This window comes from Vibrio sp. V10_P2A27P122 (genome assembly GCF_963874335.1).
Classification (GTDB): Bacteria; Pseudomonadota; Gammaproteobacteria; order Enterobacterales; family Vibrionaceae; genus Vibrio; species Vibrio anguillarum.
Window position 1 is genome coordinate 1 of record NZ_CAWNHY010000011.1, and the last position, 13,245, is coordinate 13,245.

12 protein-coding genes and 1 other RNA gene are annotated in these 13,245 nt (G+C 44.3%); 7 read left to right on the forward strand and 6 right to left on the reverse strand.

The features are described from left to right. Positions 1 to 209 precede the first annotated feature (209 nt). The 4 genes from leuO (at position 210) to ilvN (ending at position 5,842) form a co-directional block, all read left to right on the forward strand. A complete protein-coding gene (leuO, locus tag AACQ17_RS00630; protein WP_026027287.1) occupies positions 210 to 1,169 on the forward strand; it encodes a transcriptional regulator LeuO in 960 nt (319 codons plus the stop codon). 197 nt (positions 1,170 to 1,366) lie between these two features. Then, positions 1,367 to 3,175 carry an AMP-dependent synthetase/ligase gene (locus AACQ17_RS00635; RefSeq protein WP_029189879.1) on the forward strand — a complete coding sequence of 603 codons (1,809 nt, stop codon included), beginning with the start codon at positions 1,367 to 1,369 and terminating at the stop codon, positions 3,173 to 3,175. A gap of 431 nt (positions 3,176 to 3,606) precedes the next feature. After that, a complete protein-coding gene (locus tag AACQ17_RS00640; protein ID WP_013856017.1) occupies positions 3,607 to 5,346 on the forward strand; it encodes an acetolactate synthase 3 large subunit in 1,740 nt (579 codons plus the stop codon). A 1-nt stretch (position 5,347) separates the two neighbouring features. After that, complete coding sequence (ilvN, locus tag AACQ17_RS00645) at positions 5,348 to 5,842, forward strand: acetolactate synthase small subunit (protein ID WP_010319822.1); 495 nt, start codon at positions 5,348 to 5,350, stop codon at positions 5,840 to 5,842. Between the two features lie 82 nt (positions 5,843 to 5,924). On the opposite strand, the gene serA is transcribed toward ilvN, so the two are convergent. The 5 genes from serA to AACQ17_RS00670 all read right to left on the reverse strand — a co-directional run bounded on the left by serA (position 5,925) and on the right by AACQ17_RS00670 (position 9,245). Next, positions 5,925 to 7,154 (reverse strand): phosphoglycerate dehydrogenase, encoded by a 1,230-nt coding sequence (gene serA / locus AACQ17_RS00650; RefSeq protein WP_026028313.1) that lies wholly within the window; start codon positions 7,152 to 7,154, stop codon positions 5,925 to 5,927. 263 nt (positions 7,155 to 7,417) lie between these two features. Then, positions 7,418 to 8,074, reverse strand: a complete 657-nt coding sequence (rpiA, locus tag AACQ17_RS00655; RefSeq protein WP_094147882.1) for a ribose-5-phosphate isomerase RpiA — start codon at positions 8,072 to 8,074, stop codon at positions 7,418 to 7,420. 64 nt (positions 8,075 to 8,138) lie between these two features. Further along, positions 8,139 to 8,729, reverse strand: a complete 591-nt coding sequence (locus AACQ17_RS00660) for a 5-formyltetrahydrofolate cyclo-ligase (protein WP_094147883.1) — start codon at positions 8,727 to 8,729, stop codon at positions 8,139 to 8,141. 2 nt (positions 8,730 to 8,731) lie between these two features. Continuing rightward, positions 8,732 to 8,916: non-coding RNA, 6S RNA (gene ssrS, locus AACQ17_RS00665), on the reverse strand. A 20-nt stretch (positions 8,917 to 8,936) separates the two neighbouring features. Further along, positions 8,937 to 9,245: a cell division protein ZapA gene (locus AACQ17_RS00670; RefSeq protein ID WP_010319818.1), complete on the reverse strand. Its 309-nt coding sequence runs from the start codon at positions 9,243 to 9,245 to the stop codon at positions 8,937 to 8,939. Positions 9,246 to 9,488: 243 nt separating this feature from the next. On the opposite strand from AACQ17_RS00670, the gene AACQ17_RS00675 reads away from it, so the two are divergent. The 3 genes from AACQ17_RS00675 to AACQ17_RS00685 are packed head-to-tail and all read left to right on the forward strand — an operon-like array spanning position 9,489 to position 12,500. Further along, positions 9,489 to 10,064, forward strand: a complete 576-nt coding sequence (locus tag AACQ17_RS00675; protein WP_017046479.1) for a YecA/YgfB family protein — start codon at positions 9,489 to 9,491, stop codon at positions 10,062 to 10,064. A gap of 12 nt (positions 10,065 to 10,076) precedes the next feature. Beyond that, positions 10,077 to 11,258 carry a 2-octaprenyl-6-methoxyphenyl hydroxylase gene (gene ubiH, locus AACQ17_RS00680; protein WP_170935148.1) on the forward strand — a complete coding sequence of 394 codons (1,182 nt, stop codon included), beginning with the start codon at positions 10,077 to 10,079 and terminating at the stop codon, positions 11,256 to 11,258. 12 nt (positions 11,259 to 11,270) lie between these two features. Further along, entirely contained in the window at positions 11,271 to 12,500 is a 1,230-nt protein-coding gene (locus tag AACQ17_RS00685) for an FAD-dependent 2-octaprenylphenol hydroxylase (protein ID WP_094147885.1), read from the forward strand. A gap of 74 nt (positions 12,501 to 12,574) precedes the next feature. Here the strand turns inward: AACQ17_RS00685 and AACQ17_RS00690 are convergent, their stop codons facing one another. Beyond that, complete coding sequence (locus AACQ17_RS00690) at positions 12,575 to 12,781, reverse strand: DUF1107 domain-containing protein (protein WP_010319814.1); 207 nt, start codon at positions 12,779 to 12,781, stop codon at positions 12,575 to 12,577. Positions 12,782 to 13,245 lie beyond the last annotated feature (464 nt).

Sequence of the window (13,245 nt, forward strand, 5' to 3'; positions counted from 1 at the left end):
AAAAATACATCGTACTGATAAATAAGGACAATCTTCTTGTTTGGATAAAAAAAACTGATATTTTATCAATCTTGTTGCCAATCGATAAATGCTTAGCAGATAGTAGCCTCCACCCAGTTGTGTCTGGGTAAATATAATAAATGGCAGGTTATCTATTCTAAAAAATTACTTTTACGGTATTGACGATAACAACAAGAGGCGTCCCCAAAATGTTAGATAAAAAAGATGCAATGAGCGCTATTGCTAGTTACCGCATGGAAAGCACATTACGTGGTGTAGATTTAAACCTGCTTACGGTTTTTGATGCAGTAATGCAAGAGCAAAATATTACCCGTGCCGCTCATAATTTGGGTATGTCTCAGCCAGCAGTCAGCAATGCTGTAGCGCGTTTGAAGGTAATGTTTAATGATGAACTGTTTATGCGACAAGGGCGAGGTATTCAACCTACTCAACGTGCACGTCAACTGTTCGGTCCGATGCGTCAAGCACTGCAATTAATCCGTAATGAACTGCCAAGTTCGGTGTTTTCTCCTGAAACATCAACCCGCTTATTTAAATTAGCGATTTGCAGTCCTTGTGATATGCGTTTCGCGCCGAAAATTATGTCATCAGTTCATGAACAAGCGCCTTTGGTCCAACTTCATCTTGATGCGGAATTTAACCGTTTGTTAGCCGAGCGTATGCGTTACCAAGAGATCGATTTTGTGATTGATTACGCGCGTTTTGATGAACAAGGGTTCTCCAGTACGGAAATTTTCCAAGATGAATTAGTAGTGGTGGCATCTAAGTCTCATCCACGCATCAATGGCTCTGTTAACGCTGATAGCCTAACAGCTGAAAAGCATGCGAAGTTATCTCGCATCCATGGGCAACGTAGCTTTTCTGAGCAAGCATATCGCGAATTAGACTGTGTTCCTTATTATGAAGGGACCAGTTTGAGCAATGTGCTTTATGTGGTCGGACAATCTGAGTTGGTGACGATTGCACCTCGTTGGATGGTTGAGAATGCGGCTAACCGAGATCAGTTACAAATCCTCGATTTCCCATTTGCAAATGGTCAAATCAGTGGTTATCTCAGTTGGCATGAGTCTAGTGAAAAAGACAAAGGCCATATTTGGCTGCGTGATCAGTTAATGATGATTTGCGGCGAAGTTGTTGCATTAAACTAACGTGTACCCGTTAATTTGTACTGTGATCTAAACTTAGTGATACTCCTCTTTGAGCCTTGAATTGGTTATATCCATTCAGGGCTTTTTTGTCTGTAGAATTAATTGATAACTTTGACATCCGTCAGTTGCCTTTTTTGCTTCTAAATGTACACTTGTGCGCTCAAAAAGCTTACATGTGTAAGCTACAGGTAAAAAAGATGCCCAATTTAAATTTCCATATCGTAAAAAGAATTCGTGAACAGATTGTCAAAGGTGGCGAGTGCATTGCTCTAAAACACAAAATAGAGAAAGAGTGGCATGGGATCAGCTGGAAGCAATTTGGTCAACGTATTGATGCGATGTCACTTGCACTTTTAACGCAAGGTATAAAAATCCAAGATAAAGTCGGGGTTTTTTCGAATAACATGCCGCAGTGGACAATAGCTGACTTGGCTACTTTGCAGTTAAGAGCCGTTACGGTACCTATTTATCCAACTAATACGCCAGCGCAGGCCAGTTATATTATTCAAGATGCTGATGTCAAAGTGCTCTTTGTCGGTGAACAGGCACAATACGATGCGGCACTGGATTTTTTTGATGAGTGCGAACAGCTTGAATTAATTGTCGCCATGAGTGATGGCATTGATCTAAAAAGTTTTCAACATGGCATCCATTGGCAGACTTTTATTGAACAAAATACAGATGGCCAGCAAGCGGAATTAGAGTCTCGCCTTGAACAGGCGAATATGGATGATCTGCTGACGCTCATCTATACCTCTGGCACCACAGGTCAACCTAAAGGCGTGATGCTTGATTACCGTAATATTGGCGCTCAGCTTGAAGGGCATGATGAGCGGTTAAATATCTCTAAGGATGATGTGTCACTCTGTTTTTTACCATTGTCACACGTGTTTGAACGGGCGTGGACTTTTTACATTCTTTACAGCGGTGCAACTAACTGTTATTTGCAGGATACGATGCAAGTACGTGATGCATTGAGTGAGCTAAAGCCAACGGTAATGTGCGCGGTTCCTCGCTTCTACGAGAAAATTTTCTCCGCTATTCACGAAAAAGTCTCGAAAGCGCCGTTGCATCGAAAAGTGCTATTTACTTGGGCGGTCAATATGGGGGCTAAGATGGCTCTTTGTCACCAAGAAAAGCGCCAACCATCCTTCATGCTGAAAAAGAGTTACGCGTTAGCGGATAAAATCGTGTTGTCTAAATTGCGTGCATTGCTTGGTGGGCGGATTAATTTCATGCCTTGCGGTGGCGCGAAATTAGATGAAACCATCGGCCGATTTTTCCATGCCATTGGCATTAACGTGAAGTTGGGCTATGGCATGACGGAAACCACTGCAACGGTTTCTTGTTGGGATGATCGGTGTTTTAATCCTGATTCAATAGGCATGTCGATGCCAGGAGCTCAGGTCAAAATCGGTGACAACAATGAAATTCTTGTTCGCGGACCAATGGTTATGCGCGGCTACTATAAAATGGCAGAAGAAACGGCGTTAGCATTCGATGAACAAGGTTTTCTCAAAACAGGAGATGCTGGGCACATTGATGAGCAAGGTAATGTCTTCATCACTGATCGTATCAAAGAGCTGATGAAAACCTCCGGTGGTAAATACATTGCGCCACAAGTTATTGAGGGAGCGATTGGTAAAGATCACTTTATTGAACAGATTGCGGTGATTGCTGACACACGTAAATTTGTATCGGCTTTAATTGTACCTTGTTATGACAGCTTGGAGGTTTACGCCAAGGAGCTCAACATCAAATATCATGACAGATTAGATCTTATCAAGAACAACCAAGTGGTTGAGATGCTGGAAAAACGAGTCAATGATTTGCAAAAAGAGCTAGCCAAATTTGAGCAAGTGAAAAAGTTTAAATTATTACCTAAGGCTTTTTCAATGGACAAAGGTGAGCTGACGCCGACTCAGAAACTGCGTAGAAAAGTCATTAGTGATCGTTACCAAGATGAAATCGAGGAAATGTACAAAGAAAAGACTAAAGGTGAGTAAGATTATCTTAAGATAGTTTTTTCATTGTTTAAAAATCCTCCACTTGCTTTTCAGATAAAGCGTGGGGGATTTTTTATATTACGACGGAAGTTAAACCTCGCTTCCTCATAACGCTACATTGCTGCATGGTAATATTTTTTGCTTTATTTTTGCTAATTACTCATGGATTGAGCTGTTTTTAATGCCGGTTTTACGATAGTTACCTAATAAAATTCCATTTAACCAAACATTTGCCAAAGTGTGCGCTATTTGGCGTTCGACCCGATGATAAGAAAGAGTTACAGTTGTTGCGTTACCTTGTTTTTTGTTATGACAAAAGCAAGACATAGCCGAAAGTGGAAAGTTTTCGAATTAGGCTACAAATAAGCCCTAAACTATGTAAAACCAGGCCCATTGACTGACCATGTGTTGGGTACTGGTAAGGAGAAAAAATGGCAACGCAATCCAATCAACAGATGTTATCTGGCGCAGAGATGGTGGTTCAATCTCTGATCGAAGAAGGTGTAGAGCAAATATTTGGATACCCAGGTGGTTCCGTTCTTGATATTTACGATGCGCTGCACGCAAAAACCGACCAAATTAAACATGTCCTTGTTCGCCACGAGCAAGCGGCCACGCACATGGCAGATGGCTATGCTCGAGCAACCGGAAAAACGGGTGTGGTACTTGTTTGTTCTGGCCCAGGGGCGACGAATACCGTCACAGGGATTGCTACCGCTTACATGGACTCAATTCCAATGATTGTTATTTCAGGCAACGTGCCAAATAACCTCATTGGTAACGATGCGTTTCAAGAATGTGACATCGTTGGGGTTTCTCGTCCGATCGTCAAACACAGTTTTCTTGTAAAAAAAGCTGAAGATATTCCTGAAACCATTAAGAAAGCCTTTTATATTGCCTCAACAGGGCGCCCGGGGCCGGTCGTGATCGATCTGCCTAAAGATGTGATGAATCCTCAGATTAAACTCCCTTACACGTATCCTGAGTCGATCAAACTGCGCTCATACAACCCAACTACTTCTGGTCATAAAGGGCAAATTAAAAAGGCGCTAAAAGCGTTGTTAGAAGCCAAAAAACCCGTATTGTACATTGGTGGTGGCGCTGTGATTTCAGGCGCAGATCAGCACATTTTACAACTGGCTGAAACGCTAAATTTACCCGTAGTCAGCACGTTAATGGGGCTTGGTGCTTTCCCTGGGACGCATAAAAATGCGTTAGGCATGCTTGGAATGCATGGCATGTATGAAGCCAATATGGCGATGCACAATGCGGATTTGATTTTCGGTATTGGCGTGCGTTTTGATGACCGTACAACCAATAATCTAGAAAAGTATTGCCCGAACGCTAAGATCATGCACATTGACATTGATCCTTCGTCGATCTCTAAAAATGTGCCAGTCGATCTGCCGATAGTGGGATCAGCTGAACAAGTACTGGAAACTATGCTGCAATTGCTCTCTGAGCAAGGTGGCTGTAATGATTCGCAGGCGCTTGAACTATGGTGGCAAGATATCCAAAGCTGGCGCGACCGCCAATGCCTAGCTTATGAGAAATCCAGCGAACGCATTAAGCCGCAGCAAGTGATTGAAACTTTACATAAACTGACTAATGGAGACGCATATGTGGCCTCCGATGTTGGTCAGCACCAAATGTTCGCTGCACTTTATTATCCATTCAATAAGCCTCGTCGTTGGATCAACTCTGGCGGTTTGGGCACCATGGGTTTTGGTTTACCCGCTGGAATGGGGGTTAAATTTGCCATGCCAGAAGAAGAGGTAGTGATTGTCACTGGGGATGGCAGTATTCAAATGAATATCCAAGAGCTTTCCACCGCGTTGCAATATGATATTCCAGTGAAAATTATTAACTTAAACAACCGTTTTCTTGGCATGGTAAAACAGTGGCAAGATATTATTTACCAAGGACGTCACTCTAATTCTTATATGAGTTCTGTTCCCGATTTTGCAGCAATTGCAGAAGCTTATGGCCACGTTGGCATCCGTATCTCACAGCCTGATGAACTTGAAGCCGGGCTTAAAAAAGCACTCGATATGAAAGATCGATTGGTTTTTGTTGATATTAATGTGGATGAAACGGAGCACGTCTACCCAATGCAAATTAAAGGCGAAGGGATGGACAAAATGTGGTTAAGCAAAACAGAGAGAACATAATATGAGACACATTATTTCAATATTAATGGAAAACCAATCGGGTGCTTTGTCTCGCGTTGTTGGTCTATTTTCTCAACGTGGTTATAACATTGAATCACTAACGGTTTCGCCAACCGATGATGCAACATTGTCACGCTTAAACATCACCACTAAGACCGATGAAATGCAACTTGAACAAATTCAAAAGCAACTGCATAAGTTGATTGATGTGCTTAAAGTGCAAGAAGTGTCAGAGTGTGAACACATTGAACGTGAGCTGATGATGGTGAAAGTCAAAGCTAGCGGTTTTGCGCGCGCCGAAGTGAAACGTACGGCTGATATTTTCCGTGGGCAGATCGTAGATGTCACTGCGGCGCAATATACTGTGCAGCTTGCTGGAACCAGCGAAAAACTCGATGCCTTTATTCAAGCGTTGTCGGAAGTCACTGAAGTAATCGAAGTCGCGCGAAGTGGCGTGGTAGGTATTGCTCGCGGGGAGCGAGCGCTTAAAGCTTAATTTACTGAGCTCCCTATCGAAATAAGGAAGGCCACATTTTATGTGGCCTTTTTGTCGTTTGGTGCTTTTACTAGAGAAGTGCTTAGTGAAGAATACGCGCACGAATGGTGCCGCTGATGCTTTTCAGCTTAGTAAGAGCTTCCGCAGAGCGAGCGGTTTCTACGTCAATCACTACATAACCGATATCCGCTGACGTTTGTAAATATTGAGCGGCGATATTGATCCCTTCTTCGGCGAAGATGGTGTTGATTTGTGTCAGAATACCCGGACGGTTTTCGTGAATATGCAGTAAACGCGAACTATCACGGTGAATTGGCAGCGATACTTCAGGGAAGTTCACGCTTGACAAGGTTGAGCCGTTATCTGAATATTTTGCCAACTTACCGGCTACTTCAATACCGATATTTTCTTGTGCTTCTTGAGTTGAGCCACCAATGTGCGGTGTCAGAATGACATTATCAAAATGCATCAGTGGGGATTCAAAAGGTTCAGAGTTTGTGGCGGGTTCTTCTGGAAATACATCTATTGCCGCGCCAGCTAGATGGTTTGATGCCAATGCATCGCAGAGTGCGGGAATGTCGACTACCGTTCCGCGTGCTGCGTTGATAAAGATAGAGCCAGGCTTCATGCGTGCAAACTCTTCTTTACCCATCATATTTTTAGTATCTGGAGTTTCAGGCACATGCAGAGAAATGACATCACATTTATTCAGTAGCTCACTCATGGTATGTATTTGCGTTGCATTACCGAGTGAGAGTTTGTTTTCTATGTCATAGAAATAGACTTGCATACCGAGGTTTTCGGCAATGATACCGAGCTGGGTGCCAATGTGGCCATAGCCAATAATACCTAAGCGTTTACCGCGAGCCTCATAAGAGTTATCAGCACTTTTTTTCCAAATACCACGATGCGCCAATGCATTTTTTTCAGGAATCCCACGCAGTAGTAGCAGTGTTTGGCCTAAAACGAGTTCAGCAACACTGCGAGTATTCGAAAATGGTGCATTAAAGACAGGAATACCGCGTTTTGCGGCTGCATTCAGGTCAACTTGGTTGGTGCCAATGCAGAAGCAGCCGATAGCAACTAACTTCTCTGCCGCGTTGATTACCGCTTCGGTCAAATTAGTGCGCGAACGAATTCCGATGAAGTGAGCATCTTTCACCGCTTCGAGCAGTTGTTCATCACCCAGAGAACCTTTGTGATACTCAATATTGCTGTAACCGGCAGATTGCAGTACTTCAACCGTTGAAGGGTGTAGCCCTTCGAGGAGTAAGATTTTGATTTTGTCTTTTTCGAGTGAAACTTTGGCCATTATTCTCGTCCTTAAAAATGGGAAGGTGGGCAAACACGGCGCACATAAAGCAAAAGGGCTAATGTAAAGAGGAAGATTAACCATTTTGTTGGAAGACAAACGTTTTCCTTGTGCGTCTTCTGACCAATAAAGTAACAAACTTTTTTTGTTTTGGGTAAGAAAATTACGAAATAAGGCATGATTTTCTAGGGCATAGCGAAGAAAAACGGCACCCATGGGTGCCGTTTGTAATGAAATAACGGAAAGTAGCCTTATTTTGTGACTTACTCTTCGATTTTGGCACCATCTTCCGTGCCAGTGATGACGACATCAGCACCTCGGTGAGCGAATAAACCGACGGTTACTACGCCGACAATCCCATTAATTTTATCTTCTAACGCTTTAGCATCAGTAATTTTTAATCCGTGCACATCCAAGATAACGTTACCGTTATCCGTTATTACGCCATGGCGATAGGCTGGATCACCACCAAGTTTAACCAGTTGACGTGCCACATAAGAGCGCGCCATTGGGATCACTTCAACTGGAAGTGGGAATTGACCTAGAATATCGACCGCTTTTGTACCATCAACGATACAAATGAATTTATCCGCAATAGCGGCAACGATTTTTTCTCGAGTGAGCGCAGCGCCGCCGCCTTTGATCATATCGCGCGCAGGGTTGATTTCATCTGCGCCATCAACATAAATATCGAGTTGATCAACATCATTGCAGTCGAACACTTCAATACCTAGGCCTTTTAGCTTCTCTGTTGAGGCGATAGAACTTGAAACCGCACCCTTAATATCATCTTTAATCGAACCCAGTGCATCAATGAAGTGATTCACCGTTGAACCCGTACCCACACCAACGATGCTGCCTTTTTCTACATATTTGAGTGCGGCCCAGCCGGCGGCTTTTTTCATTTCATCTTGAGTCATGCCAATCTCCTGATATCGATTTATAGTGACGGTAATGTTGCGGGGCGATTATAGCCTCAATAATTTATGATTCCCATTGCCAGATTTGGCTTGGAGTCACTATTTGAGGTAAAGGTATATCCCATGCTTCGCTCGGCAGATGAGTCACTTGTTGGCAATCATGAGCTAAACCTATGGGTAGGGCACCTTTACCCGTTTTAAACCAAGTTTCTAACGTACGATCATAATAGCCGCCGCCCATCCCGAGCCTTTGCCCTGTTTGATCAAAGGCCACCAATGGTGTGCAGATGATATCTAGCTCATTTACTGGTTTGATCAATGTTTGGTTGAGCTTGGGTTCGGCAATGCCGTATTTATTTCGCGTCATTATGGTTTGAGCATCATAGCGCAAGAACAATAAATTCCCACTCGAGAAGGGGTGTAAAACGGGAAGATAGGTCTGTTTGCCTTGTTGCCATAACCACGCTATGAGCGGTTGTGTTTCAAGCTCACCATCGGTTGCCAAGTAGAGGGCAATGTGCTGACTCGTTAAAACTTCAGGCAGTGTTGAAAAACGAGAGATAAGTTCAATTGAAGCGTGTTTTTGCTGCGTAGGTGATAGCTGTTTACGCCGCTGGCGGATGACTTGACGAAGTATGTGTCGAGTGTTTTGCATAAGGATACCCCAGAGTGCCGTTGCGGATTTTGGCCCTTGAACCAGCTGGTTCAAGGCGGATCAGCAATGGTAACCGCAGGCTTCTCGGTACGAGCCGAGCTTGCTCAATAGCTACCAAGTACTAACCCTTTGGTGTTGCTTATCGGCTCAGGGACTTAAATCCGGCTGACAAACACTCTAGGGTAAATTTGGTTACGCTGGTAAAGACTATTGCTGTCCTAGCTTCACTTTACTGATGGCATCTTCAAGAGATGCTGCGAGCTGTTCCATGCGCTCGGTTAATTGATTTTGTTGGCCTAGGCTCTCATTGTTTTTGGTTTGCAATTCATAACAAATGTTGAGCGCAGCAATCGTGAGTAGCTTTACCTCATTGGTAACTTTAGTACGCTCTGCCATCTCTTTCAATCGGTTATCAAGATCTTGCGCCGCTTGGATTAAAGACTGCTCTTGTCCCGCAGGGCAATTCACACGAGTCAATTTTCCTAAAATTTCTACGTCTACCGCTTGATTACTCATGATGGATGAACTCTTATCGCGCTGTCTAAGATGGTGCCACTCACATGCCCATCGAGGTGGAAACTATAGGTAAAGCGGCCCTAAGATTCAAGCTTTTCAAAGCGAGCAGTAAAAAATGAGGGACTAAAAACACAGTTATTAGGCAAATTGAGTAAAAGCTACCCACAATTAACGCTTTGAGCATTTTCGCATTGGAAGCTAAGTGGTAGGATCGCGCTTATTTGATTTTATTACGAGCTTCCCATGAGCGAAAAAAAACTACCGGATTATCTTTCTCTTGCCACTGCCCTTCAATCTGCAGCACTTGCGGTTAACCCTGCTGAGTTGCATGGGTTGCTAACGGGCATGCTGGCCGGTGGTCTGGGCTTAAATGATAAGAGCTGGCAGCCACTTATTTTTGATTACACTAACGAAGGTATGGGTTGGCCAGATCGTCCGTTGACATTGGCTGAACAAGTACTCACCTTTACAATCGAAGAGCTCACTGGTAGCGGGATGGAGTTGTCACTACTGTTGCCAGATGAAGAGGCGAGTGCCAGTGTATTTGATTTGGCTGATGGCGTAGCCGACTGGGTAAATCACTTTATTTCTGGGCTTGGCTTGATTGGGGTTGTTTTGAAAAAAGCGTCCGCAGAGACTAAAGAGGCCTTGGCTGATCTAGAAGAAATTGCCAAGCTCGGTATCGATGAAGAGGATGACTTGGATGAGCAAGCTCAACTTTTGGAACACGTCATCGAGCATATAAAAGCTTGTGTGTTAACAATTCATGCTGAATTTGGTATCAAACCTCTACAAGAAACTCAGCCGACCGTGCATTAAAGAGAGATGACTGTGAAGCAATTTGATGTGATTATCGCTGGTGGGGCGATGGCCGGTGCAACACTGGCGTTGGCCTTAGATACGCTTTCTCAAGGAAAGCTTGCGATTGCTGTGGTCGAAGCGCATCCGCTGGATGATAAGCTCGCCCATCCCGGCTTTGATTCGCGTTCAATTGCTTTATCCTACGGTAGCGTGCAAATTTTGCAAAATCTCTCCTTGTGGCAGTCGCTGCAAGAGGTCGCCACCCCAATTACACATATTCATGTGTCGGATCGGTCTCATATTGGGATGACCGATATCACTTGTCAGCAACTCGATTTAGAAGCATTAGGTTACGTGGTTGAATTAGCCGATGTTGGGCAGATTTACGCGCAAAAAATGCAGCAGAGCCCGCATATTGAGTTATTTTGCCCAAGCGCGGTTCAGCAAGTGGAACGCAGTATGGATAAGGTCACTGTCACCCTTAACGATCAACGAACGATCCAAGCTAAGTTATTGGTCGCAGCCGATGGGGCGATATCGATCTGCTGCGAGCAAATCGGCCTCATCCAACAAGAGCATGATTTTGAACAGGTCGCGGTTATTGCTAATGTTGTGAGCTCAAAAGCTCACCAAGGACGAGCGTTTGAACGATTTACCGCCGATGGTCCTGTCGCGTTATTACCAATGAGTGATAATCGACTCTCTTTAGTTTGGTGTTTACCTCCCGCGAAAGCCGAGCGAGTTTTTTCACTCAGTGATGAGGGTTTTTTAGCACAGCTTCAAGATGCGTTTGGTTGGCGTTTAGGGCGAATGAATAAAGTGGGCACTCGTGCCTGCTATCCATTACAACTGCGTTATCGAGAGCAGAACATTTCACATCGTTTTGCCATTGTGGGCAATGCTGCTCAGACATTACATCCGATTGCGGGACAAGGTTTTAACTTAGGTATTCGAGATGTAGCAAGCTTGGCGGATGAGCTTATCAAGCAGCAAGCCGATGTTGGCTGCTATCACGGCTTACAGGCTTTTTCCCAACGCCGAGAAGCGGATCGTGATGCCACCATTAAGCTGACATCATCCCTGGTGCATCTCTTTTCCAATGATTGGCTAACCACTCGTATTGGTCGCAATGTAGGCCTCATGATGATGGATAATTTACCGTGGCTGAAAATGCCGCTACTGCGCCGAACGCTTGGCGTAGTGAATAGATAAAAGGGTCTGTATATGATGCAAAGTGTCGATATTGTCATTGTGGGTGGCGGAATGGTTGGCCTTGCACTGGCCGCCGCATTAAAGCATAGCGAACTGCGCATCGCCGTGATTGAGGGCCGAGTACCCAGCCTTGAACTTGCAGAGCTGCCGGATGTGCGAGTCTCCGCCTTAAGCCGTTCCAGTGAAATCATGTTGCGAAACCTTGGTGCATGGCAAGGTATTACTTCTCGTCGCGCTGCGCCTTATTCGGCGATGGAAGTGTGGGAACGCGATAGTTTTGCGCGGATCGAATTTAGTGCCAATCAAATGACTCAGCCGGATCTGGGACACATTGTTGAGAACCGCGTCATTCAATTAGCCTTACTCGAACAAGTACAAAAGCAAGCGAATGTGACACTCTTTATGCCCGCTCAATGCCAATCGTTGGCTGTCGGAGAAAGTGAAGCGTGGCTAACGCTCGATAACGGTCAATCACTCACCGCAAAATTGATAGTAGGAGCCGATGGCGCAAACTCTTGGGTTCGTCAGCAGCAAGACATTCCATTAACCCATTGGGATTATGGACACAGTGCGCTGGTGGCAAATGTCCGCACGGTGGAACCACATCAATCGACGGCAAGGCAAGTGTTTACACCACAAGGTCCGCTGGCCTTTTTACCTATGTCTGATCCTCATATGAGCTCAATCGTTTGGTCTACAGAGCACAACCGAGCGCAGCGCTTGCTCAGTCTGTCTGAGCTCGAATTCAATAAGATACTGACCGCTGAGTTTGATCATCGTTTAGGTTTGTGTGAGGTGGTCGGTGAACGTGCTGCTTTCCCACTTAAAATGCGTTATGCCCGAGATTTTGCTTTACAACGAATCGCACTCGTTGGTGATGCGGCGCACACCATCCATCCGCTAGCCGGGCAAGGTGTTAATTTAGGTTTACTTGATGCTGCAAGCTTAGCTCAAGAACTACTCGCGTTGTGGCATCAAGGTGAAGATATTGGCTTGCTCAAAAATTTGCGAGGTTATGAACGTTGGCGAAAAACAGAAGCCGCCAAAATGATTGCCGCGATGCAAGGTTTCAAAGATCTTTTTGAAGGTGATAACCCGGCGAAGAAACTGATCCGTGGCATTGGCATGCAGTTGGCTGGACAACTTCCTGGAGCCAAAGATGAGATTATGAAAAGAGCACTGGGTTTAAAAGGTGATTTACCTGATATTGCCAAGAGTAAAATGGTGCTGCTTGAGCCCTAACAGTGATTAACCTAATGATGGCAAAAGGGCTGGCTTATGGCCAACCCTTTTAAAATTCTTTAATGAAACTCGTATTATGCGTAGGCGCAGCGTAGTCTCATGATTTCCTGATTCACTTCCTTCACCGTCTGAAAGTGGCGCTTGTCTGCGCGCTCTGGCAAGATCAGTTTGCCATTATCGAATTCAAATTTTCCAACCCCGTAAATATAGATTCTTCCTTTAAAAAGCCGACTTACGTGTTTAGCTATCATACCTGGCGTATAGCGCTTAAACAGTCTCATACTTCGATCCTTCTGTTATTCTAACACTGCAAATTATAAATAAATTGCGCCTCTAATAGTGTGATTGCCATAGAGGAATATGCAGTTATTGGTGACTCTTTTGGATATTTGTGCTGCCGTAGGCAAAATGTTGGATAAATACCCATGTTTGCGTGATTATCTCCTCAAAATAGTGCTAACAAAAAATGCTCAGTGCACCATTCACTTGGTGCATATTAAGCACGACAAATATTACACTTTAAAGAATAGCTGCTGTTTATGGAAAGTGTTAAATTTTGGTTAAGAATAGCCTAAAAAAAGCCCGCTTAAATAATAGGCGGGCGAATAGTCACAGATGCATTACACAAAAAGTGGATGTCCTGAAACAATCAGTGGATTCACTTTTTTGCTGGTCAGGGCAACTTCTCGTTTGTCCTGACCAGCATTGTTAAGAGTACGTCAAAATAAACCTTGTGACTATTTAT